Source organism: Streptomyces sp. NBC_00080 (assembly GCF_045041255.1).
Taxonomy (GTDB): domain Bacteria; phylum Actinomycetota; class Actinomycetes; order Streptomycetales; family Streptomycetaceae; genus Streptomyces; species Streptomyces coriariae.
Window position 1 is genome coordinate 3,420,236 of the sequence record NZ_CP108235.1, and the last position, 23,182, is coordinate 3,443,417.

General features: G+C 70.2%; 20 protein-coding genes. 5 read left to right on the forward strand and 15 right to left on the reverse strand.

Annotation, left to right across the window (positions count from 1 at the left end):
- Positions 1–49: 49 nt before the first annotated feature.
- Together OHU34_RS15000 and fdxA are read right to left on the reverse strand one after the other, a co-directional pair.
- Positions 50–1,147 carry a bifunctional succinyldiaminopimelate transaminase/glutamate-prephenate aminotransferase gene (locus OHU34_RS15000; RefSeq protein WP_142266053.1) on the reverse strand — a complete coding sequence of 366 codons (1,098 nt, stop codon included), beginning with the start codon at positions 1,145–1,147 and terminating at the stop codon, positions 50–52.
- 119 nt (positions 1,148–1,266) lie between these two features.
- A complete protein-coding gene (fdxA, locus tag OHU34_RS15005; protein ID WP_003973842.1) occupies positions 1,267–1,587 on the reverse strand; it encodes a ferredoxin in 321 nt (106 codons plus the stop codon).
- A gap of 140 nt (positions 1,588–1,727) precedes the next feature.
- Between fdxA and OHU34_RS15010 the strand changes: the two genes are divergently transcribed.
- Positions 1,728–2,723: a GNAT family N-acetyltransferase gene (locus OHU34_RS15010; RefSeq protein WP_405766741.1), complete on the forward strand. Its 996-nt coding sequence runs from the start codon at positions 1,728–1,730 to the stop codon at positions 2,721–2,723.
- Positions 2,720–3,562, forward strand: coding sequence for a transglutaminase-like domain-containing protein (locus OHU34_RS15015; RefSeq protein ID WP_142266051.1), 843 nt, complete (start codon positions 2,720–2,722; stop codon positions 3,560–3,562). Before OHU34_RS15010 ends, OHU34_RS15015 begins: the two co-directional genes overlap by 4 nt.
- A gap of 206 nt (positions 3,563–3,768) precedes the next feature.
- Here the strand turns inward: OHU34_RS15015 and OHU34_RS15020 are convergent, their stop codons facing one another.
- From OHU34_RS15020 to OHU34_RS15055, 8 genes are all read right to left on the reverse strand, one after another.
- Positions 3,769–4,386 carry a response regulator transcription factor gene (locus tag OHU34_RS15020; RefSeq protein WP_230194734.1) on the reverse strand — a complete coding sequence of 206 codons (618 nt, stop codon included), beginning with the start codon at positions 4,384–4,386 and terminating at the stop codon, positions 3,769–3,771.
- Positions 4,383–5,591: a sensor histidine kinase gene (locus OHU34_RS15025; RefSeq protein ID WP_405766745.1), complete on the reverse strand. Its 1,209-nt coding sequence runs from the start codon at positions 5,589–5,591 to the stop codon at positions 4,383–4,385. Before OHU34_RS15025 ends, OHU34_RS15020 begins: the two co-directional genes overlap by 4 nt.
- Positions 5,588–6,328 carry an ABC transporter permease gene (locus tag OHU34_RS15030; protein ID WP_054242691.1) on the reverse strand — a complete coding sequence of 247 codons (741 nt, stop codon included), beginning with the start codon at positions 6,326–6,328 and terminating at the stop codon, positions 5,588–5,590. The genes OHU34_RS15025 and OHU34_RS15030 overlap by 4 nt, the downstream gene beginning before the upstream one ends.
- Complete coding sequence (locus OHU34_RS15035) at positions 6,325–7,260, reverse strand: ABC transporter ATP-binding protein (protein WP_142266049.1); 936 nt, start codon at positions 7,258–7,260, stop codon at positions 6,325–6,327. The genes OHU34_RS15030 and OHU34_RS15035 overlap by 4 nt, the downstream gene beginning before the upstream one ends.
- A 91-nt stretch (positions 7,261–7,351) precedes the next feature.
- Complete coding sequence (locus tag OHU34_RS15040) at positions 7,352–9,838, reverse strand: hypothetical protein (protein WP_405766749.1); 2,487 nt, start codon at positions 9,836–9,838, stop codon at positions 7,352–7,354.
- A gap of 153 nt (positions 9,839–9,991) precedes the next feature.
- Entirely contained in the window at positions 9,992–10,402 is a 411-nt protein-coding gene (locus OHU34_RS15045) for a DUF6113 family protein (RefSeq protein WP_020127939.1), read from the reverse strand.
- Positions 10,402–11,316, reverse strand: coding sequence for an N-acetyl-1-D-myo-inositol-2-amino-2-deoxy-alpha-D-glucopyranoside deacetylase (mshB, locus tag OHU34_RS15050; RefSeq protein WP_142266047.1), 915 nt, complete (start codon positions 11,314–11,316; stop codon positions 10,402–10,404). Before mshB ends, OHU34_RS15045 begins: the two co-directional genes overlap by 1 nt.
- A gap of 64 nt (positions 11,317–11,380) precedes the next feature.
- Entirely contained in the window at positions 11,381–11,575 is a 195-nt protein-coding gene (locus tag OHU34_RS15055; protein WP_020127941.1) for a hypothetical protein, read from the reverse strand.
- A gap of 181 nt (positions 11,576–11,756) precedes the next feature.
- On the opposite strand from OHU34_RS15055, the gene OHU34_RS15060 reads away from it, so the two are divergent.
- Complete coding sequence (locus OHU34_RS15060; RefSeq protein WP_142266046.1) at positions 11,757–13,874, forward strand: S9 family peptidase; 2,118 nt, start codon at positions 11,757–11,759, stop codon at positions 13,872–13,874.
- Between the two features lie 156 nt (positions 13,875–14,030).
- Here the strand turns inward: OHU34_RS15060 and OHU34_RS15065 are convergent, their stop codons facing one another.
- Genes OHU34_RS15065 through OHU34_RS15085 form a run of 5 tightly spaced genes read right to left on the reverse strand, consistent with a single transcriptional unit; the run spans position 14,031 to position 19,667 of the window.
- Positions 14,031–15,119 (reverse strand): ABC transporter ATP-binding protein, encoded by a 1,089-nt coding sequence (locus OHU34_RS15065; protein ID WP_142266045.1) that lies wholly within the window; start codon positions 15,117–15,119, stop codon positions 14,031–14,033.
- The gene (locus OHU34_RS15070) at positions 15,112–16,095 is read right to left on the reverse strand and encodes an ABC transporter ATP-binding protein (RefSeq protein WP_057603257.1); all 984 of its coding nucleotides are present in this window, start codon (positions 16,093–16,095) and stop codon (positions 15,112–15,114) included. Before OHU34_RS15070 ends, OHU34_RS15065 begins: the two co-directional genes overlap by 8 nt.
- A gap of 7 nt (positions 16,096–16,102) precedes the next feature.
- On the reverse strand, positions 16,103–17,113 hold the full coding sequence (locus OHU34_RS15075) for an ABC transporter permease (protein WP_052183756.1): 1,011 nt from the start codon (positions 17,111–17,113) through the stop codon (positions 16,103–16,105).
- On the reverse strand, positions 17,106–18,029 hold the full coding sequence (locus OHU34_RS15080; protein ID WP_020127946.1) for an ABC transporter permease: 924 nt from the start codon (positions 18,027–18,029) through the stop codon (positions 17,106–17,108). Before OHU34_RS15080 ends, OHU34_RS15075 begins: the two co-directional genes overlap by 8 nt.
- Positions 18,030–18,035: 6 nt before the next feature.
- Positions 18,036–19,667 carry an ABC transporter substrate-binding protein gene (locus tag OHU34_RS15085; protein ID WP_405766755.1) on the reverse strand — a complete coding sequence of 544 codons (1,632 nt, stop codon included), beginning with the start codon at positions 19,665–19,667 and terminating at the stop codon, positions 18,036–18,038.
- A gap of 593 nt (positions 19,668–20,260) precedes the next feature.
- Between OHU34_RS15085 and OHU34_RS15090 the strand changes: the two genes are divergently transcribed.
- Together OHU34_RS15090 and OHU34_RS15095 are read left to right on the forward strand one after the other, a co-directional pair.
- The gene (locus OHU34_RS15090; protein WP_142266043.1) at positions 20,261–21,250 is read left to right on the forward strand and encodes an ABC transporter permease; all 990 of its coding nucleotides are present in this window, start codon (positions 20,261–20,263) and stop codon (positions 21,248–21,250) included.
- 79 nt (positions 21,251–21,329) lie between these two features.
- Positions 21,330–23,090, forward strand: coding sequence for an ABC transporter substrate-binding protein (locus OHU34_RS15095; RefSeq protein ID WP_142268046.1), 1,761 nt, complete (start codon positions 21,330–21,332; stop codon positions 23,088–23,090).
- Positions 23,091–23,182 lie beyond the last annotated feature (92 nt).

Genomic DNA, 23,182 nt, shown 5'->3' on the forward strand with positions numbered 1-23,182 from the left:
TGGGCCCCGTCTCGTCGTCGCGGCGGGCCGGTCGGGCGCGGGAGGCGTCCTAGCGGGCGAGCCGGGCGACCGCCGCCGCGATCCGCTCGTCCGTCGCCGTCAGGGCCACGCGGACGAAGTTCTCGCCCGCCTCGCCGTAGAAGTCGCCGGGGGCCACCAGGATGCCCAGGTCCGCCAGGTGGGCGACGGTGGTCCAGCAGGACTCGTCCCGGGTGGCCCAGAGGTACAGGCTGGCCTCGCTGTGCTCGATGCGGAAGCCGTGGGCGAGCAGTGCCTCGCGCAGCGCGGTGCGGCGGGCCGCATAGCGTTCCCGCTGCTCACGGACGTGGGCGTCGTCACCGAGGGCCGCCACGGCCGCCGCCTGCGTGGTCGCCGACGTCATCATGCCGCCGTGCTTGCGGATCTCCAGGAGCGGGGCCAGGACGGCCGGGTCGCCCGCCAGGAAGGCCGCCCGGTAGCCCGCCAGGTTCGAACGCTTGGACAGCGAGTGGACCGAGACGATGCCCTCGTACGAACCGCCGTTGACGTCCGGGTGCAGGACCGAGACCGGGTCGGCCTCCCAGCCCAGCTCCAGGTAGCACTCGTCGGAGAAGAGCAGGACGCCGTGCTCACGGGCCCAGGCCACGATCCGGGTCAGCTCGTCCTTGGAGAGCACCTTGCCCGTGGGGTTGGACGGCGAGTTGAGCCAGAGCAGCTTCAGCCCCTCCGGGTCCAGGTCCGTGGGGTCGTCGTAGACCTCGTACCCGGCGCGGGCCAGGCGGGCGCCGACCTCGTAGGTCGGGTAGGCCAGGCGCGGGTAGGCGACCCGGTCGCCGGGGCCGAGGCCCAGCTGGGTCGGCAGCCAGGCGACCAGTTCCTTGGAGCCGACGATCGGCAGCACGTGCCGGTGGGTCACACCGCGGGCACCGAGCCGCCGCTCCACCCAGCCGGTGATCGCGTCGCGCAGCTCGGGCGTGCCCCAGACCGTCGGATAGCCGGGCGAGTCGGCCGCGTCGATCAGGGCCTTCTGGATCAGCTCGGGGACCGGGTCGACGGGGGTGCCGACGGAGAGGTCGACGATGCCGTCCGGGTGGGCCGCGGCCGTCGCCTTGTACGGCGCCAGCTTGTCCCAGGGGAAGGTGGGGAGACGGTCGGAGACTGCGGACACGGCTTCTGGCTCACTTTCTGGTACGGGAGCTGCCCCTTACGGCAAACGCCTCGGCCCCGCACGGCGATCTGAGGCGATCAGGCCGTACGGGACCGAGGCGGCACGAGGTGCGGGCCGCTTTACTGGTTCTGCGGCGGCAACGCGGCGACGAAGGGGTGGTCGCGCTCGATCAGCCCCAGCTTGCTGGCGCCGCCGGGCGAGCCGAGCTCGTCGAAGAACTCGACGTTCGCCTTGTAGTAGTCCTTCCACTCCTCCGGAGTGTCGTCCTCGTAGAAGATCGCCTCGACCGGGCAGACCGGCTCACAGGCGCCGCAGTCGACGCATTCGTCCGGGTGGATGTACAAGGACCGCTGGCCCTCGTAGATGCAGTCGACCGGGCACTCTTCGATGCACGCCTTGTCCTTGACGTCGACACAAGGCTGCGCGATGACGTAGGTCACGCTGTCGTTCCTCCTCGATAGGGCGCTGGCGGGCCTCCTCAGGCTCCGCCGCCTGGCGCGCGGGAGCGCGGCGTCGTCGATGCCCGCCTCTAGTATCTCCGTTCCTGGGCATGATCCGAACAGGAGGGGTGAACTGACCTGTGGAAATCTCGGCCGCCGGACGCCTCGAGGTCCGCATCACCACTGCTGACGTGGGCAAACGTGTCTCCGTACGATGCCTGACCGAGGCGGGCACCGCCGGGGGGAAATTCACCGACACGGTAGGTGTTCTCACATCATGGGACGCCGGTGTGCTGGTGATCACACGGAAGAGTGGCGAGAGCGTCCGCGTTGACGCGTCCTCGCTGGTCGCCGGGAAGGTCGTACCGGCCGCCCCGGCCCGCCGCCGAGGCCCCGCCGCCGGTTACCAGGAGCTCGCGCAGGCCGCCTCCCGGGCCTGGCGTCCGCTGGAGAGCGCGCGGCTCGGCGAATGGGAGCTGCGGGCCGCCGCCGGCTTCACCCGCCGGGCCAACTCGGTGCTGCCGCTCGGCGCGCCGGGCGTCCCTCTCGACGAGGCCCTGGACGTCGTACGGCGTTGGTACGGCGAGCGCGGGCTGCCCGCCTACGTACAGACCGCGACGGGGGCCGAGGGCACCCAGGAGCTGCTGTGCGCGGAGCTGGAGCGGCGCGGGTGGGTGCGTGAGGTGAGCGCCGAGCTGTGGATCGGGGCACTGGCGCCGCTCGCCGACCGGGCGGAGGCTGAGGGGGTGGCCCTGGCCCGGGAGGCCGACGAGGCGTGGCTGGCCCGGTATCAGCGCAAGGGGGTGAGCGAGGTGGCCCTGAAGGTACTGGGGAGCGGGGCCTCGGTGTGGTTCGCCTCGGTACCCGGGGAGCCCGGCGAGGCTCCCGCCGCCATCGGACGGTGTGTCGTGGACGGGCGCTGGGCCGGGTTCGCGGCGGTCGAGGTCGATCCGGCGCAGCGGCGGCGGGGGCTGGCCACCGTCGTGATGGCCGCACTCGCCCGGCGGGCCCTGGAGGAGGGCGCGTCGGCGGCCTGGCTCCAGGTGGAGGAGCAGAACGCGGGAGCACGGGCGTTGTACGCCGGGATGGGCTTCGCGGCGCATCACGCCTACCACCACTATCGGGAGCATGCGTGAGCGGGTTCGAGGCCGGGGAGGCGCGGCGGCGGTTCGCCGAGGAGGCGCGGGCCGAGCGGCCCGATCTGGCCCTGCTGTGCCTGCTGATCGGCGCGGAGCCGGACCGGGAGCTGGACGAGGCCGCACTGGACGCCGCGCAGATCGAACTGGACCGGCTGGCGGGAGAGCTGCCGTACCGGCCCGGCGGGCCGCGGGAGTGGGCGGTGGCGCTGCGGGAGCTGCTCGGCGAGCGGTACCGGTTCCATGGCGCGGCCGCGGACTACGAGCGGCTGGAGTCGTCGCTGCTGCATCGGGTGCTCGTACGGCGGCGGGGCCTGCCGATCCTGCTGTCCGTGGTGTGGGTGGAGGTGGCGCGGCGGGCCGGGGCGCCGGTGTACGGGGTCGCGCTGCCGGGGCACTTCGTGGTGGGGTTCGGGCCGCCCGCGGACCGGGAGCGCCAGGTGCTCGTCGATCCCTTCGACGGGGGCCGGATCCTGTCGGGCGACGACGCGGAGTCGCTGGTCACCGCGGCGACGGGGGCGCCGCTCGAGCCGTCGATGCTGGTCCCGGCGGAGCCGTTGGACGTCGTGATGCGGATCCTGAACAACATCCGGTCCTGGGCCCTGGCCCGGCCGGAGCGGTCGGATGTCGCGCTGTGGGCCGTGGAGCTGGCGCTGGCGGTGCCCTCCCATCCGGCGCGATTGCGGTACGAGAAGGGGCAGTTGCTGGTGCAGCGGGGGGACTTCGTCGGCGGGGCCGTGGAGCTGGAGGAGTACGCGGGGCTGGTGGAGGTCGTGGACGAGGGGACCGCGGAGCGGGTGCGCAAGGAGGCGTTCGCCGCGCGGGCGATGCTGAACTGAGGCCTGTGGGAGGCCCGTCGCGGGCTGACCGAAGGCCCGTCACGGGCCCGTCGGAGGCTGACCGGAGGCTCGTCGTATCCCCGAGGAAGGCCCGTCGCAGGCTGGCCGGAGGCCCCGGAGGCTGACCGGAGGGCCGCCCCGAGCTGACCGGAGGCCCGTCGCAGGCCAGCGGGAGGGTCGTCGGAGGCTGGTGGGGGCGCTGCCCCTCACAGCCAGCCCTTCTCCCTCGCGGTCCGCACCGCCTCGGCCCTGTTGCGTACCGCCAGTTTCTGTATCGCCGTCGACAGGTAGTTGCGGACCGTGCCCTGGGACAGGTGCAGGGCCGCCGCCAGTTCCGCGTTCGTCGAACCGTCGGCCGCCGCGCGCAGGACCTCGCGTTCGCGGTCGGTGAGGGGGTTGGCGCCGCCCGCCAGGGCCGCCGCCGCGAGCGTGGGGTCGATGACCCGCTCGCCCGCCAGGACCTTGCGGACCGCCTCCGCGAGCTGCGCCGCGGGCGCGTCCTTGACGAGGAAGGCGTCGGCGCCGGCCTCCATGGCACTGCGCAGATAGCCGGGGCGGCCGAAGGTCGTGAGCACGACCAGCTTCAACCCCGGTAGCTCCTTGTGGAGTTGCGCGGCGGCCTCGATGCCCGTCGCGCCCGGCATCTCGATGTCGAGGAGCGCCACGTCGACGTCGTGGGCGCGGGCGGCCGCGAGGACCTCGTCGCCGCGCGCCACCTGGGCGACCACCTCGATGTCGTCCTCGAGGCCGAGCAGGGCCGCCAGGGCCTCGCGGACCATCGACTGGTCCTCGGCCAGCAGGACCTTGATCATGCCACCACTCATGAGCCGGATCCTACGTCCGGCACCGGGCCGGCCGGGACCCGGGCCGTCAGCCGGAAGCCGCGCCGGACGCGGCCCGCCTCCAGGGTGCCGCCGGCCTTCTCCAGGCGCTCGGTGAGGCCGGTGAGGCCGTTGCCGGGGCCCTTGCCGGAACCACCGGAACCGTCGTCCTCGACGGAGAGTTCGAGGACGGGGCCGTCGAGGGTCTGACGCCGCACCAGGTCCACCGTGCAGCGGGCGCCGCCGCTGTGCCGTACGACGTTGGTGATCGCCTCGCGCAGGGTCCAGGCGAGGGCGGACTCGCTCTCCTCGGGGACGTCGTCGAGGTCCGGTTCGGCGGGGATCACGGCGATGATGCCGGCCGCCGTCAACGCGACCTGTGCGCCCGCGAGTTCGGCGGCGAGGCGGGGCCGCCGATAACCGGTGACGGCCTCCCGGACGTCCACCAGGGCCTGGCGGCTGACCTGTTCGATGTCGGCGACCTGCTCGGCGGCCTTCTCTGGATGGCCGGGGAGCATCCGGCCGGCCAGCTCGCTCTTGAGGGTGATCAGGGAGAGCGAGTGGCCCAGCAGGTCGTGCAGGTCCCTGGCCAGTCGCAGCCGTTCCTCGTTGGCGGCGAGCTGGGCGACCGTCGCGCGGGCCTTGCGCAACTCCACCGTCGTGCGCACCAGTTGGCTCACCCCGGTCATCGCGAAGCCGATGAGCAGGACCAGCAGGAGGAGGTTGAGCGCCTCGTCCTCGTCGGTGCGCAGGCCGACGAGGAGCATCACCGCGGCGGTGCCCGGGATCGTCCAGAACGCCACCCGCAGCGGGAGCACCATCCCGCAGGCCACGGAGACGTAGCAGTACAGGCCGAGCCAGGCGGAGCCGAGGGTGAGGCACAGGACGGTGGCGAGCACCGCCATGGAGCCGATCAGGGCGGCGACGAGCCTGTCGGGGTAGGGCGCGGCCCCCATGTCCCGGAAGAGCAGCGACAGGTAGACGGTGACGAACACCGCCAGGCCCAGCCAGCCGGCCACCGTGCCGCCGGTGGTGTGGTCACCCGAGACGAGGTCGTGGACCGGCGAGCTGAGGAACACCAGCCAGACGCCGATCCACAGCACCTTGCGCCGCCACAGCTCGCCCGTCGTGCGGGCGGTCCGGCCCAGCGCGATCGGCGGTCCGCCCCGGGCCTTCTCGGTCAGCTGGTCGTCCGTCATGACGCTCACGCCTTCAGCGTGTCCTTCCGGTACAGCCAGGCCGCGCCGCCCGTGAACAGGGCGAAGAAGACGACCAGGATGACGATGTCCTTGGCATGCGGGGCCTGACTCTGCTCGATGGACTGCCCCAGGGCAGCGTACGCGTGCGTCGGCACCCACTTGGCTATGTCCTGGAGCCAGGTCGGGAAGGTCGTCGTCGGCATCCACAGGCCGCCCAGGATGGACAGGCCGAAGTAGGTGATCATCGTGATCGGGCGGACCGCGTCCCCGTTCGCGAGGTAGCCGATCGCCACGCCCAGGGCGGCGAAGACCAGGCTGCCGGCCCAGATCGCGCCGGTGAGGGCGCACCACTGCCAGGCGTCCAGCCGTACGTCCTTCACGGCCGCGGCCACGGCGAAGACCACGACGATGGAGGGCAGGCTGACCACGGCCGCGCTCGCCGTCTTCGCCAGGACGTAACCGCGGCCCGGGAGCGTGGTCAGACGCAACTGCCGCACCCAGCCGCTCTGGCGCTCCTTGGCGATGCGTTCGCTGTTGCCCATCAGGACGGCCGTGAGGGCGCCGAAGGAGGCCATCGAGACCATCATGTAGGTCGGCAGGGTCAGGCCCGTGCCGTCGACCTTCTCCGCGCCGTCGGCGCTGCCCGCGATGAGCAGGAACAGGACCGACGGGTAGATCACCGAGAAGAACAGGAACTTGCGGTTGCGCAGGGCGCGGGTGAGTTCCAGTTTGATCAGGCCGTTCACTTGGACTTCGCCTCCTCGGCGGTGGTGAGGGCGACGAAGGCCTGCTCCAGGCCCAGCCCGGCGACTTCGAGGTTGCGGGGGTAGAGCCCGAGGCCGTAGACCGCGTGGACGGTGGCGTCGGCGTCGGTGGACTGGATGCGGACGGTCCGGCCGGAGCCGGCGCCGGAGCCGCTGGGGGACACCGTCAGGCTGGTGAGGAACGGCAGGGCGCGCAGCGCTGCCTCGTCGATCCCGTCCGCCAGGTCGAAGGCGATCCTGCGCGCCCCCGCCTTGGCCTTGATCTCGGCCGCCGTGCCGTCGGCCAGGAGCCGGCCCCGGTGCAGGACCAGCACCCGGTCGGCGATCGCGTCGGCCTCTTCGAGGTAGTGGGTGGCGAACAGGACCGTGCGGCCCTGGTCCGCCTGCTCGCGCATGGTGGCCCAGAACGCCTGCCGGGTGGTGACGTCCATGCCGGTGGTGGGCTCGTCCAGGACGATCAGGTCGCTGTCGCCTGCGGTGGCGAGGGCGAACCGGACCCGCTGGGCCTGGCCGCCGGAGAGCTTGTCGACCTTGCGGTCGGCGATCTGGGTGACGCCCGCGCGGGCCAGCACGTCGGCGACCCGGTACGGCCTGGGGTGCAGTCCGCAGGCCAGCGCGACCAGTTCGGCGACCGTGACCTCGTCCATCAGGCCGCCGCTCTGGAGCATCGCGCCGACCCGGCCGGCCACGATCGCCTCACGCGGGCCGGTGCCGAAGATGCGGACCGTGCCGCTGTCGGGCTGCTTGAGGCCGAGCAGCAGATCGAGGGTGGTCGACTTGCCCGCGCCGTTGGGGCCCAGCAGCGCCACGGTCTCCCCCGGGCGCAGGGCGAGTGTCAGGCCGTCCACGGCCCGCACGTCCCCGAAACTCTTGCTCACCTGGTCGAACCCGACCACCGGTGCTGTCGTCGTCATGACAGCGATCGTCGCCCCGGGGGCCGGGTGGGCGGCAGTGTCTGCCGTCCTCGGTGCCGCATGACAGATGTCATGCGGCACCGCCGTCGGATCAGCTCGGGTCGGTGTCGATGACCCCGGTCCGCTCCGTCTCGCTCTTCAGGGCCGGGCGCAGGGCGCTGATGACGTCCTGGACCGTGACGGCCGTCTTCTGACCGGTGCCGCGGGTGATCAGCACACCGTTGAAGGTGCCGCCGTAGAGCTCCGTGAGCGCGGCCTGGTCGTAGCTCTCGACGAGCTTGCCGTTGACCGCCTTGACCTGGAGGAACTTCCAGAGGGAGTTCTTCGGGCTGAAGGAGACCGTGTGCGCCGCGTCGGTCATGACGGTGACCTTGCCGGACATCGCCGGTTCGGCGAACTCCTTCATCATCCGGTCGACCTCGGCATTGGAGATCGTCGGCTGCTTGTCGGTCGTCGGGACCTTCACCCCGGCGGCCGTGCCGGTCTCCACCTGGGTGCGATAGGCCTCGACGACGGCCTCCTGGGCCTGCGCCGCGTCGATGCCCTTGCCCGCCTTGCCGTAGACGGCGACGGCCTTGCCGGACTCGAACTTGATCGTGCCGTCGGTGGCCGAGCCGGAGCCGCCCGCGGCGGACTCGAGGGCCGCCTGGAGCTTCTCCTCGTCGACCGGCATCGCCGGCTCGACCTCACGGTGCTGCCCGAACAGCGAGCCGATCACGGAGACCGGGTTGTAGTCGCTCTTGGCGGCGTCGTCGACGGTGGCCTGCAGGTCGAACTGCAGGCCCGCCTGATCCGGCTTCAGGGTGACGGTGTCGCCGTCGACGGAGAGCTTCAGTGCCTGCGTGACCCGCTTGCCGAAGGCGTCGTCGAGCTTCTTGACGGCGTCGTCGCTGGTGCCGCCGCCGACTTCGACGCCGAGCACGGTGGTGCCCTTGGGCACGTCGGAGTGGTTCATCAGCAGACCGGCGCCGTAGAGGCCGATCCCCGCGACGACCACCAGGCCACCCAGCAGGGGCAGCTTGCCGCGGCCCTTCTTCTTTTTCTTCTGTGAGTTCCTGGATTCGCCCGCGGGCGAACTCTGCGGGGCCGGGGCCGGTCCCTTCGGCGGGGTGTGCGGCAGCGGACCGTCGGTGCGCGTACCGCCCTGGCCGCCGGGCACGACGGGGATGCCGCTGGTGACGGTGTTCCCGGAGACGTTGTCGACGGGACGGCCGCCGTAGCCGCCCGCGCCCGGTTCGGGGGCGGGCTTCTGCGGGGTGAGGATCGCGGTGTCGTCGCTCAGGCCACCGCCGGGGAGACGACCGGTGCCGGGTCCGGGTCCGGGGCCGGCACCGAGGGCACGCGGACCGCCGGGACCTGCCTGGCCACCCGGACCGCCACGGCCGTTCGGGCCGCCGGGGCCACCGGGACCGGAGGGGGCGCCGGGCGGGCGCGTCACACCGGGAGCGCCGGGAGCGCCGTGCGGGACGCCGCCCATCGGAGGCACCATCGGGCCGTCGCCGGTGACCGGACCGCCGGTCGGGCCCGCGGGGCCGCCCTGCGGGCCGCCACGGCCGCCGGGACCGCCGGGTCCGTCCGGGCCGTTGAAGTCGTAGGAGCCGCCGGGACCGGCCGGGAGACCGCCCTGGGGGCCCTGGCCGTGCGTGCCGTTCGGCACGCCGAAGCCCTGCTGGCCGTTCTGACCGTACTGGCCGTTCTGACCCTGCCGGCCGTTGTCGGAGAAGTACGGCAGGTTGTCACGCCGAGGCTCGGCACCGCCGGCGCCCTGCCCCGGCCCCTGTCCCTGCACCGGCGGCTGGCCCGGCTGGCCCGGCCGCGGGCCGTTGCCGAGCGGGCCCGCGGCGAGTGCCTCGGTGACGTCGAAGGAGCCCGTGCCGCCGCCGTGTCCCGGAGCCACGGGACCGCCGGTGGCGCCACCGGGGACCCCGGCGCCGTTGGTGCCGCCGGGACGCGAGCCGCCCGGCACGCTCATGGAGCCGACCACACCGCCGGGACGTCCGTTGCCCGGCCGCGCGCCGCCGGGCGCACCTGCGCCGGTTGCGGCACCCGGTCCCGCCGCGCCGGCGGGGGCACCCGTGGGCGCGCCCGTACCGGCGGCGGAACCGCCCGGCAGACCCGCGCCGTTGGTGGAGCCGCCGCCCTGCCCGCCCTTGCCCGGCCCGGACTTGCGGGGCGCGAACCAGTTGCTCGTCTCCGCGGCGGGCGCGGGTTCGGCGGGCAGCTCGAACGAGCCCGTGTCGGACGAGGAGTGGCCGACGGCGGGCGCGGCCGGCGCCGACTGCGCGTCGGCACCGGCCTGGGCGTTGCCGTCGGGGCCGTCACCACCCTTGCTCTCGGCGTCCGCGACGGGCGTGCGCATCACGACCGGCGGAATCGGCCGCGAACCCGGGATGTTGATGCGGATCCGGGTCGTCAGCGTGGTCTCGGTCTTGCGTTCCTCCGGCTGCGCGGACGAACGGCCCGCGTCCGCACCGCCGTCGGACACCACGGGGGTGCCGTACGGCGGCGTGCCCGAGGGGTATGCGGCTCCGCCGCGCCCGTTGGGCCCGGAGGACGGACTGTCAGTTTCACGGCTCAAGGCAGGTTCTCCAGGTTGGCTCCGCCGCCCGCACGGCCTCACGGGCAGCTCGGCGGCGCGCACCACCATACTGGCCACTTCTGGCCCGTATCCCACGACCGCCGGGGAAACCCACACGGGACTCCCACGGGCACGCCACGGTGAAGTGGTACGTCACTTGCCAAGTCGGACGTCGCGGCCGACCGGTTGCCGCCCCAAACCAATGGTGGCGCAGATCACAGCAAGTGCCATGCCACCGAGCAGGAAGAGGTACGAACCGCCTCCCGCGCCGAACAGGAAGTCACCCTCGGGACGGCCCGCCGTGCACAGGATGACGGAGATCATCCAGCCGGCGGCGGGCGCGACGGCCCCGGCGCGGCTGCCGAGCGCACGCGCCCCGCCGAGGAACAGCCCGGCCGCGCCCACGAGTGCGAGGAGCAGTCCGCCCGGGAACCAGCCGGCCTGGACGAGCGCCCCGGCGAGACCGGTGACGGCGCCGAGGAGCAGGAGTCCCGCACAGGCGGCGATCCGTCCGGCGGGGGGCATCCGCAGCGGCTGGGCGAGCATCGAACCGCGGTCGGACATCACGCCACCTCCGTCGTGTCGCCCGTACCGGCGAACAGGTCGGTCTCCCTCTTCCCGGCGGGCTCCCCGCGTACGAGTTCGTAGTACTCGATCGGGAACAGGGGCTGCGCGAGCTCGTTGGAGAGGGCGAAGTACTGCTCGCCGGGGGCGACTTCGACCTGGGTGGCGTGCGCGCGCATCGCGGCGGCCTTGGCGGCGGCGTACACCGGGCCGCCCTCGATCGCGGCGGTGACCAGGCCGTCGTCCACCACGCCCGGCACGTCGGAGACGACGGCGCTCTTGGCGAAGGGCAGTCCCGGCAGTTCCTCCCGGAGCCGCGCGAAGGCGGCCCCGACGACGGAGCGCGGGACGCGGTTGACGTACACCTTCGGGATGCGCCACCCGGCGTCCTCGGCCAGCTCCGCGGCCCGCATGGCGACGCGGTGGGCCTGGATGTGGTCGGGGTGGCCGTAGCCGCCGTCGTCGTCGTAGGTGACGAGGACGTGGGGGCGCACCTCCAGGACGACCTGGACGAGGGACGCGGCGGCCTCGTCGACGTCGGCACGCCAGAAGCAGGCGGGGTCGTCGTTGTCGGGAAGGCCCATCATCCCGGAGTCGCCGTAGCGGCCGGGGCCGCCGAGCAGGCGGAAGTCGTCGACGCCGAGTTCGGCCATGGCGGCGGCGAGTTCACCGCGCCGGTGCTCCCCCAGGGCGGCACCGGTCAGATGCCGCAGCTCCGGCGGGATGACCTCGCCGCGTTCACCGAGGGTGCAGGTGACCAGCGTCACATGGGCACCCTCGGCCGCGTACCTGGCCATGGTCGCGCCGTTGTTGATCGACTCGTCGTCCGGGTGCGCGTGCACCAGCAGCAGACGCCGAGCGGCGCGAGCTGGGGGTCCCCCCGGCCGGAGGTTGGGGGAGGGGAGTTCCGTCATGGGGCCAACCCTACGAGGCAGGACTACATCTCCCGCGCAGGGGCAGACGCAGGGTCGGCACGCGTCAGAACTTGATGCTGCCGATCATGCTGGCCACGCTGGTCGTCAGGTCGCTGATCGTGGGCGCGATCGTCGAGGAGGCCAGATAGAAGCCGAGCAGGATGCAGACGACCGCGTGACCGCCTTTCAGCCCCGACTTCTTGACCAGCAAGAAGACGATGATCGCCAGCAGCACCACCGCCGAAATCGAGAGTGCCACGGCGGTTCACCTCCAAGGACCCGGGAACGTGGGGGCAAAAGCAGAACAAGGGAACTTGTAAATCCATACATCAGCCAGCAGGTTCATACCCACACAGCGCTAGTGATCATAACTATGTGTGGGTGCGCATCTCGCGGCGCACAGCCGCACAAGGGGGTCGCATGGCCAATATGGTCGGAGGATGACGACCGAGTCCGACTCCTTCCCCCGCAGACACGCCCGCACCCAGCGTTTCACCCTCGGCGCGCCGCGTTCGTTCACGGTGGCCCCCGACAGCTCCCGGGTCGTGTTCCTGCGCTCCGGCTCCGGCACGGACCGCGCGGGTGCGCTGTGGGTCCTCGACCCCGCGGACGGCACGGAGCGCCCGGCAGCCGACCCGCGCGCCCTCCTCGGCGGCATCTCGGAGGACCTCTCGCCGCAGGAACTCGCCCGCCGCGAGCGCAGCCGTGAGGGCGGCGCCGGGATCATCGGCTACGCCACCGACGAGGCCGTCGAGCTGGCGTCTTTCGCCTTGTCAGGGCGGCTTTTCACGGCGGAGCTGCGGGCCGGTACGGCGACCGAACTCGCGGTCCCCGGGCCGGTGATCGACCCCCGTCCGTCCCCCGACGGGCGGCTCGTCGCGTACGTCGTCGGGGGCGCCCTGCGGGTGGTGGGCGCCGAGGGTGACGGCGACCGGGCGCTGGCGGAGCCGGAATCGGACACGGTTTCCTATGGATTGGCCGAGTTCATCGCGGCCGAGGAGATGGGCCGCTCGCGGGGGTTCTGGTGGTCTCCGGAGTCGGATCGACTGCTGGTCACGCGGGTGGACGACACGCCGGTGGAGCGGTGGTGGATCTCTGATCCGGCCCAGCCGAAACGTGACCCACAACACGTGCCCTATCCGGCTGCCGGGACGGCCAACGCCGAGGTGCGGCTGTTCGTGTTCGGGCTCGACGGGGTGCGCACGGAGGTTGTCTGGGACCGGGTGCGCTATCCGTATCTGGCGCGAGTGCACTGGTCAGGGGCGGGGGCGCCGCTGCTGCTCGTACAGGCGCGCGACCAGCGCAGTCAGCTGTTCCTGGCGGTGGACACCGACTCCGGGGCGACCCGTATGGTGCACGCCGACGAAGATCGGATTTGGCTCGATCTTTTCCCTGGCGTGCCGTGCTGGAGCCCGTCGGGACAGTTGGTCAGGATCGTCGACGAGGGCGGCGCCCGGGTCCTGGCGGTCGGGGAACGTCCGCTGACGGGCGCCCAGTTGCACGTACGTGCGGTGCTCGACGTCACCTCCCACGACGTGCTGGTCGCCGCCTCGGCCGGGGCGGACGCGGCCGCGCCGGAGACCGGTGAGGTACACGTCTACCGGGTCAACGAACTCGGCGTCGAGCGCCTCTCCCAGGAGCCCGGGGTGCACTCGGCGGTGCGCTCGGGGAACGTGACCGTTCTGGTGTCGGCGGTGCTCGACCGGCCGGGCAGCGTGGCGCGGGTGTTGCGGGACGGGAAGCCGGCGGCGACTGTCCGGTCGTACGCCGAAGATCCCGGTCTGTCCCCCCGCGTACTGCTCACCGAAGGGGGCGCACGGCGCATCCCGTGCGCCGTGCTTATGCCTACGGACTACCCCGGTGACACCCCCCTGCCCGTGCTCATGGATCCCTACGGCGGCCCGCACGGGCCCCGGGTGCTCGCCGCGCACAACGCGCACCTGACCTCCCAGTGGTTCGCCGACCAGGGTTTCGCGGTGGTCGTCGCCGACGGGCGGGGCACCCCGGGCCGTTCCCCCGGCTGGGAGAAGGCGATCCATCACGACCTCACGGTCAGCCTGGACGACCAGGTCGAGGCACTGGAGGAGCTGGCGAAGAGCCATCCCCTCGACCTCTCCCGGGTGGCGATCCGCGGCTGGTCCTACGGCGGTTGGCTCGCGGCCCTGGCGGTACTGCGCCGCCCCGACGTCTTCCACGCCGGCATCGCGGGCGCCCCGGTGACCGACTGGCGGCTCTACGACACCCACTACACCGAGCGCTACCTCGGCGACCCGGCCACCACCCCGCAGGCGTACGCGAAGAGCTCGCTCGTCACCGACGAGGGGCTCTCCTCGCCCGCCGGACCCCACCGCCCGCTGATGATCGTCCACGGGCTGGCCGACGACAACGTGGTCGTCGCCCACAGCCTGCGGCTCTCCTCGGCGCTGCTGGCCGCCGGCCGCCCGCACGAGGTACTCCCCCTGTCGGGCGTCACCCACATGACCCCCCAGGAACAGGTCGCGGAGAACCTGCTGCTGCTCCAGGTGGACTTCCTCAAGCGTTCACTGGGGCTGACGTAGTGCCGTAGGCACGGCAACGGGCCGGGAGACATGGCGCTCCCGGCCCGTTTACGGCACCCGCACGGCCGTACGCTGTTCAGAGTGGCGCGTCCGTATATCGGAATCGGGTCGGTCAAGTTGCCTGTGTGTTAACGCGGTTGCTCAGCAAATGTGCTGCTATACACCGCCGTTGGTGTGATCATCCGGTGGTTCCTCCCGTGGTTCCTCCGGTGGGACCACCTGCTTCTCCTCCGCGAAGTGACATGCCGAGTCGTGTGCCGCCGGGCCGGTCGCGTGCCGGAACTCCGCCGGGACCGCCAGCACCGGCACCTCCAGCTCGCACCGCTCCCGCGCCTTCCAGCAGCGGGTGCGGAAGCGGCAGCCGGAGGGGATGTTCGTCGGGGACGGGACGTCGCCCGCCAGGATGATCCGCTCCCGGTGCTCCCGCGCCTCCGGGTCCGGAACGGGCACCGCGGAGAGCAGGGCCTGCGTGTAGGGGTGCGTCGGATGGTCGTAGATCTCGGCGTCGCGGCCGATCTCCACGATCCGGCCCAGGTACATCACCCCCACCCGGTCCGAGATGTGGCGGACGATCGAGAGGTCGTGGGCGATGAAGAGGTAGGAGAGGTCGAACTCGCTCTGGAGCCGGTCCAGCAGGTTGATCACCTGCGCCTGGACCGACACGTCCAGCGCGGACACCGGCTCGTCGGCGACGATCACCTCCGGACGCAGGGCCAGCCCCCGCGCGATGCCGATCCGCTGCCGCTGGCCGCCGGAGAACTGGTGCGGGTAGCGGTTGATGTACTCGGGGTTGAGCCCGACGACGTCCAGCAGGTCCTGGACCTGTCTGCGCCGGTCGCCCTTGGGCGCCACCTCGGGGTGGATCTCGTACGGCTCCCCGATGATGTCGCCGACGGTCATGCGCGGGTTGAGCGAGGTGTACGGGTCCTGGAAGACCATCTGGATGTTGCGCCGGACGGCCCGCAGCGCCTTGCCCGACAGGCCGGTGACGTCCTCGCCCCTGTAGCGGATCTCCCCCGCCGTCGGCTTCTCCAGGTTGACCAGCATCTTGGCGACCGTGGACTTGCCGCAGCCGGACTCACCGACGATGCCCAGGGTCTCGCCGCGGTGCAGGGTGAAGTCGACGCCGTCGACCGCCTTGACCGCGCCGACCTGCTTCCTGAACAGGATGCCCTGGGTGAGTGGGTAGTGCTTGACCAGCCCGTTCACTTCGAGGATCGGCTCGGCCGATGCGGAACTAGCCATGCAGGCACTCCCTCCAGAAGTGGCACGCGCTCGTGCGGTCCGCGTCGGACTCGTCGACCTCGTACAGCGGGGGTACGTCCGTACGGCAGACGTCCTGGGCCATCGGGCAGCGGGGGTTGAAGGCGCAGCCGGGCGGGATGTGCATGAGGTTGGGCGGCAGGCCCTTGATGGCGTAGAGCTCCTGGCCCTTCTGGTCCAGCCGCGGGATGGAGTCGAGCAGGCCTCGCGTGTAGGGGTGGGCCGGGGCCTTGTAGATGTCGTGGACCGGGGCCGACTCGACGATCCGGCCCGCGTACATCACCGCGATCCGGTCGGCCACGTCCGCGACCACTCCCAGGTCGTGGGTGATGAGGATCAGGCCCATGTGGTACTCGCGCTGGAGTTCCGCGAGCAGGTCCATGACCTGGGCCTGGACGGTGACGTCGAGGGCGGTGGTGGGTTCGTCGGCGATGATGAGCGCCGGCTCCAGGGCCATCGCCATCGCGATCATGATGCGCTGGCGCATACCGCCGGAGAACTGGTGCGGGTAGTCCCTGACCCGTTCCCGGGCGCCGGGGATGCGGACGCGGTCCATCAGCTCCACGGCCTTGGTCCGCGCGTCCTTCCGGGACATCCCCCGGTGCACGACGAACATCTCGCCGAGCTGGTCGCCGACCGACAGCACGGGGTTCAGGGACGACAGGGCGTCCTGGAAGATCATCGCCATCTCGGCGCCGCGCACCTTGCGGCGTTCCTCCTCCTTGAAGCGCAGCAGGTCCTTGCCGCGGAAGAGGATCTCGCCGCCGGTGATCCGGCCGGGCGGCACATCGAGGATGCCCATGATCGCCTGGGCGGTGACGGATTTGCCGGAGCCGGACTCGCCGAGCACGGCGAGGGTCTCGCCCGCGTCCACGCCGTAGCTGACGCCGTTGACGGCCCTGGCGATCCCGTCCCGGGTGCGGAACTCCACGTGCAGGTCGCGTACTTCGAGCAGCATCCGGCCGTCACCTCAGCTTCGGGTCGAGGGCGTCGCGCACCGCGTCGCCGAGCATGATGAACGCCAGGACCGTGAGGGCCAGGGCGCCCGAGGGCCACAGCAGGGCGTGCGGGGCGTTGCGGATGTAGGGCGAGGCGGCGGAGATGTCGATGCCCCAGGAGACGGTCGGCGGTTTCAGTCCGACGCCGAGGTAGGACAGGGTCGCCTCCAGTGCGATGAACGTGCCGAGCGCGATGGTCGCCACGACGATCACCGGGGCGACCGCGTTCGGCGCGATGTGCCGCAGCAGCAGCCGGGAGTGGGTGGCGCCCAGGGCCCGGGCCGCCTGGACGTAGTCGTTCTGTTTGGCGGTGATCACCGAGCCGCGGGCGATCCGGGAGATCTGGGGCCAGCCGAGCAGCACCATGAACCCGATGACCGGCCAGACCGTATTGCTGGTCACGACGGAGAGGAGGACCAGGCCGCCGAGGACGACCGGGATGGCGAAGAAGATGTCGGTGATCCGGGACAGGATCGAGTCCCCCGCCCCGCCGAAGAACCCGGCCAGACCGCCCAGCACGCTGCCGAGCAGGGCGACGCCGAGGGTGGCCAGGACACCGACCGTGACGGACGTCCGGGCGCCGTAGACGACGCGCGTGTAGACGTCGCAGCCCTGGCCGTCGAAGCCGAAGGGGTGGCCGGGCTGGGAGCCCTCCTGGGCCTTGGCGAGGTCGCACTTGAGGGGGCTCAGCCAGGTGATGGCCCCGGGCCACAGGGAGATGAAGACCAGGAAGAGGATGACCAGGCCGGAGATGATGAAGACCGGGTTGCGGCGCAGGTCCCGCCAGGCGTCGGACCAGAGGGAACGGGGCTTCTCGGAGGGCCCGGTGCCCTGCGGTCCGCCGGGTGTCTTCTCGAGGGTCTCCCCCTCCGCGGTGGCCAGGTCCATCGCGCCTCCCATGCCGGTGTCGGCGATGGCTCCGTCCTCCGGGGTGCGGCCCGCGCCCGGCAGGTGCTCCGGCGGCATCGGCTCAGGCATAGCGGATCCTCGGGTCGAGTACGGCGTACAGCAGGTCGACGAGCAGGTTGGCCAGCAGGAAGACCAGGACGAGGACGGTCACGAAGCCGACGACGGTCTGGGTGTTCTGGCGGAGGATCCCCTGGTAGAGCTGGAAGCCGACGCCGTGGATGTTGAAGATGCGCTCGGTGACGATCGCGCCGCCCATCAGGGCGCCGATGTCGGTCCCGATGAAGGTGATCACGGGGATGAGGGAGTTGCGCAGCAGGTGCCGGGTGACGACCCGGCGGCGGGGCAGCCCCTTGGCGACGGCCGTGCGGACGTAGTCGGACCGTTTGTTCTCCGCGATGGAGGTGCGGGTCAGCCGGGTGACGTACGCCAGGGAGACCGAGGCGAGCACCAGGCCCGGCACGATCAGCTCACCGAAGGTGGCCTCCGAGGAGACCGACGGTTTGATCCAGCCCCATTCGACGCCGAGCAGCAGCTGGAGCAGCAGACCGGTGACGAAGGTGGGGACGGAGATCACGACGAGGGTGAGGATCAGGACCCCGCTGTCGACGGGACGGCCCCGGTGCAGACCCGTGATGACACCCAGGGTGATGCCGATGACGATCTCGAAGACGATCGCGACGATCGTCAGCCGGATGGTGACCGGGAAGGCCGTCGCCATCAGCTCGGTGACCGGCTGGCCGTTGAACGCCGTACCGAAGTCTCCGGTGAAGACGTTCCCCATGTAGGTCAGGTACTGCTGCCAGACCGGCTTGTCGAGACCGAACTCCTTCTGCAGCTGGGCGGCGGTGGCCGGGTCGCACTCCCGGTCACCGCACAGGCCCGCGATGGGGTCGCCCATCACGTTCACCATCAGAAAGATCAACAGCGTGGCACCGATGAACACCGGGATCATCTGGAGCAGACGCCGGATCACATACCGGCCCATGGCGGGTCAGCTGACCTTGATCTCGTTGTAGACCGGGACGGAGAACGGGTTGAGCTTGACGTTCGAGAGCCGTTCCGAGTAGCCGGCGCTGCCGTTCTGGTACCAGAGCGGGATGGCGGCCATGTTGTCGCGGACGACCTCCTCGGCCTGCTGGAAGAGCTCCACGGCCTTGGCGGTGTCGGTCTCGGCGTTGGCCTGGTCGACGAGCTTGTCGAAGTCCTTGTTGGACCACTTGCCGTCGTTGGAGGAGGCGTTCGTGTAGTAGAGCGGCTGGAGGAAGTTCTGGATGAGGGGGTAGTCCATCTGCCACCCCGCCCGGAAGGGTCCGGTCATCTTCCGGTCGCCGATCTGGGTGCGGAAGTCCGCGAACGTGCCGACCGGGTTGCCGACGCAGGCCTTGTCGTTGTCGAGGGCGTTGTTGATCGAGTTGCAGACCGCGTCGACCCACTGTTTGTGGGATCCGGTGTCCGCGTTGTATGTGATCTTCACCTGGCCGCCGGGCAGGCCGCCGCCCTCCTGGATGAGCTTCTTCGCCGCGGCGGGGTCGTACTCGCAGGCGTCCCCGCACAGGCCTTCCTTGAAGCCGCCCTCCTCGCCGAGCACCGGGGAGGTCCAGTCGGTGGCGGGGGTGCGGGTGTTCTGGAAGATCGTCTCGGTGATCTGTTTGCGGTCGATCGCGCGGGAGAGGCCGGTACGCACCTTGTCCGAGCCGGTGGTGTTCCACTTCTTGTCGTAGAAGGGGAAGGCCAGGGTCTGGATGATGCCGGCGGGGGTGTTCAGATAGCGGTCGCCGAGGTCGTTCTTGACGTTCTTGAGCTGGGCCGCGGGCACGTCGTCGACCAGGTCGAGGTTGCCGGCCAGCAGGTCGGTGTAGGCGGTGTTGTTGTCGGTGTAGACCTTCAGGGTCACGCCGCCGTTCTCCGCCTTGTCGTCGCCGGGGTAGCCGTCCCACTTCTTCAGGGCCATCTGGGAGCCCTTGGTGTAGGAGTCGATCGTGTACGGCCCGTTTCCGATCGGTTTCTTCACCCAGTTCGCGTGGTCGGTGAAGAAGGCCTGCGGCAGCGGGGCGTAGGCCGGGTAGCCCAGGGTGTCGGGGAAGGTGGAGAACTTCTGCTTGAGCTTGACGGTGAAGGTCCTGTCGTTGACGACCTTGAGCCCGGACAGGACGTCGGTGGTCTGCGAGCCACTGGCGGGATGGGCCGCGGCGTAGCCGTCGATGTACTCGAAGAAGTAGGCGTTCTTCTGGTTGTTCTTCAGACTCGCCGCGTAGTTCCACGCGGTGACGAAGGATTTCGACGTCACTTTTTCGCCATTGCTGAACGTCCAGCCGTCCTTGACGGTGATCGTGAAGTTCTGGGAGTCCGTGGTCTCGACATTCTCGGCCAGCATGTCCTCGGCCGCGCCGGTCTCCGGGTTGTACTTCTTCAGGCTGCGGAAGATCATGTCGAGGACCTTGCCGCCCTGCACCTCGTTGGTGTTGGCGGGCTCCAGCGGGTTCTGCGGGTCTCCCCAGGAGGAGCTGAGCACCGCGCCGCCGTCACCGCCGCCGCTGTCGCTCCCCCCGCCCCCGCACGCCGTCGCCGCGAGTGCTGCCGCCGCCGCGCATGCGGCCCACTTGGCGTGCGTGGCTCCACGCATGGATGCCTCCTCATTGACCGCGCTTTTACCTGAGCGCTGTGCCGTCAGCACCGAAGCACTGATCCATTACCAGTAAATATCAACTTAAAAGGTGCATTACGCACAGGGGCCGCGCCCAACGGGAGGCCATCGGAGGGCTATTCGGGGGATGGCACAAGTGCGCCGGAGGCCGGCAGCAGGATCCTGGCGGGGGGTCGAAAAGGATCTTCTTCGCAGGTCACAATGGATCTTCGGTGTAGTGCGCAACGGATCTTCACCATCCGATGCCGAACCGTTGGATTGTGACCCCGAGATGTACGCATTCCGACACCCCGGCGTCCGAATATCGAACCCCTTGCCCGTTTAGTGCAGTTGGCCCGAATTCAGACACGGAACGATCACGGCGCGCTACACGCGTAGCTACGATATGGTCAAGCTCCGGTAAAGAAAGTAAAGAGAAAACCAAGGGAGACCAGAATTTATTGACCCTGAACGAATTGCGTTGAAAAAGTCCGGCGTAGCCCGTAGGGAGTGCCCTGCGGAGTCATCAGACCCTCCCGTGGGCCAGGAGCACCATGACCCCCCCAACTCCATCAGCGGCTGCCCCGCTTGAGGTGACCGACGAGAGCGTCGAGAAGTCGCCCACGCCCTCCACCCACAAGGGCAGCGAAGGCCGCTCCCCCGGACGGCTGGCGTGGAACCGCTTCAAGCGGGACCGCACGGGCGTCATGTCCGCGTGCATCGTGGGCTTCTTCTTCGTGATCGCCGTCGCCGCTCCGTTGATAGCCAAGCTGTACGGCAAGGACCCATACACCACGTACGCCAGTCAGCGCCCCGAGCTGCTGAACCCGTTCGCCTACCCGTCGGGTCCGAACGGCGGCATGAGCTCGGAGTTCTGGTTCGGCATCGAACCCCAGCTGGGGCGCGACGTCTTCACCTTCCTGCTCTACGCGATCCGCAACTCGCTGGGCATCGCGCTCGCCGCGACCGTGCTGACCGTGGTCGTCGGTGTGGTCATCGGCACCACCGCGGGCTACCTCGGCGGCAAGACGGACTATCTCGTGGGCCGGGTCATCGACATCCTGCTGTCGTTCCCCTCCACGCTCTTCTTCATCGCCTTCATGCCGGTCGTGTTCGGGCTCTTCGTCGCCCCCGACGAGGAGATCCCGACCTGGCTGCGGGCCACAGCGCTGATCATCGTCCTCGCCGCCTTCGGATGGGCGTCCATCGCCCGACTGCTGCGCGGCCAGGTACTGGGCCTGCGTGAACGGGAGTTCGTCGAGGCCGCGAAGGTCACGGGTGCATCACCGGGGCGTATCGTCTTCAAGGAGCTGCTGCCCAACCTGTGGACGCCCATCATCATCCAGACCACGCTGATGCTCCCGGCGTACGTCACCGCTGAAGCGGGTCTCGCCTTCCTCGGAGTCGGCATGATCGACCCGACCCCGGACTGGGGCGTCATGATCGCGCGGGGTGCAAGTTTCTACACCGAGGACCTCACCTTCATGCTCTTCCCGGGCCTGTCCATGGTGATCTTCGTCCTCGCGTTCAACCTGCTCGGCGACTCGGTGCGTGACGCACTCGACCCCAAGTCCAAGCGCTAGCTCCGGCCGTCTCCAGGCCCACGGCAAGGACGCCGGGGTGCCGGATCTCTCTCATCACTTCCACTTCAAGGCAGGCAGCATGTCCTTCTCGCGCAGAAACTTCCTCATCGCCACCGGCGTTGCCGCGGCGTCGACGTCGGTGCTGAGTGCGTGCAGCAGCGGCAGCGAGGGGGGCTCCTCGCAGGACAAGGCCCCCAAGGTCACCGGGGCCAAGACCGTCGAGATCCCGGTCGGCACCAAGGCCGACTCCACCGGCCCGGCCCCCGAGGTGACGGGCGCGGTCAAGGGCGGGACGATCTACTCGCTCCAGCAGTTCGACATGGACCACATGGACCCGGCGCAGATCTACGTCTCGACCGAGGCCGCCATCACCGTGCCGATCATGCGTGGTCTGACCGGCTACAAGCTGGACGCCAAGGGCAACGCCACCCTGGTCGGCGACGCCGCGACCGACGCCGGCACCATGAAGGACGGCGGCAAGACCTGGTCCTTCACGCTGAAGGACGGTCTGAAGTGGGAGGACGGCGCCGAGGTCTCCTCGGACGACCTCCGCCACACCTTCGAGCGCCTCTTCGCCACCTTCGTCACCGAGGGGCCGCGCTACGTCCAGGACTTCCTGGTCGGCGGCGACAAGTACAAGGGCCCGTACGAGGGCAAGAGCCTCGACTCCATCGAGATCGACGGCAAGACCATCACCTTCCGTCTCAAGGAAGCCCGCGCCGACTTCAACTTCACGCTCGCGATGCGCGCTTACTCCCTGGTGCCGAAGAAGCACGACACCAAGGAGAAGTACGACAAGCAGCCGATCTCCTGCGGCCCGTACAAGGTCGAAAGCCGCAACATCGGCAAGTCGATGACCTTCGTGCGCAACGAGCACTGGGACCCGAAGACCGACGCGATCCGCAACGCCTACCCGGACAAGTACCTGTTCCAGATGGGCTACGAGCTGGTCGCGTCCACCGACCGCTGGATCGCGGACAAGGGCACCGACCAGTACGCGGTGCCGATCTTCAACGAGGTCGCGCCCGAGCGCATCGCCCAGGTCCTCACCAACGCCGAGCTGAAGAAGCGCGTCCTCACCGCGGTCGACACGGTCACCTACTACTGGCCGATCAACATGACCCGGATCACGGACCTCAAGGTCCGCCAGGCCATCAACTACGCCTGGCCGCACCAGCAGCTCCAGACCATCGGTGGCGGCGCCTACAGCCAGGAGGTCGCCACCACGATCTTCGCCCCGGTGACTCCCGGCTACACCAAGTTCGACCTGTACGGCGTGGACAAGAAGCCGGGCGGCAACCCCGAGAAGGCCAAGGCCCTGCTGAAGGAGGCCGGCAAGGTCGGCCAGAAGCTGGTCATCGCCTACCAGCAGTCGGACACCGCGGTGAAGACCGCCGTCGCCATCAAGAACGCGCTGGAAGAGGCCGGCTTCACGGTCGTCAACAAGCAGGTCGACAAGTCGACCTTCTACACCCAGATCGGCAAGATCGACAACGACTTCGACCTGTTCGCGGCCGGCTGGAGCCCGGACTGGCCGAACGGTTACTCGCAGTTCTACCCCTGCTGGAGCGGCAAGAACATCGGCGACGGCCGCAGCAACTACGCCCAGCTGAACGACCCGAGCGTCAACAAGGCCATCGACGCGGCCTCCCAGATCGCGGACGTCGAGGAGGCCAACAAGGCCTGGGGCAACATCGACAAGATGATCATGGAGCTGGCCGCGGTCGTTCCGGACTACCACAAGATCCGTAACTACCTGTACGGCTCCAAGGTCGGCAACGTCCTGTGGGACAACGCCAACACCTGCGTCGCGCTCTGCAAGCTCTACGCCAAGAAGTAAGCGCACGCCCCCTGGGGGTGGCCGTCACCGCGGCCACCCCCCTGCGGCCCACCCCCCTCTCCTTACCGCGGCGACGGCGCCCCGTCCGGAAA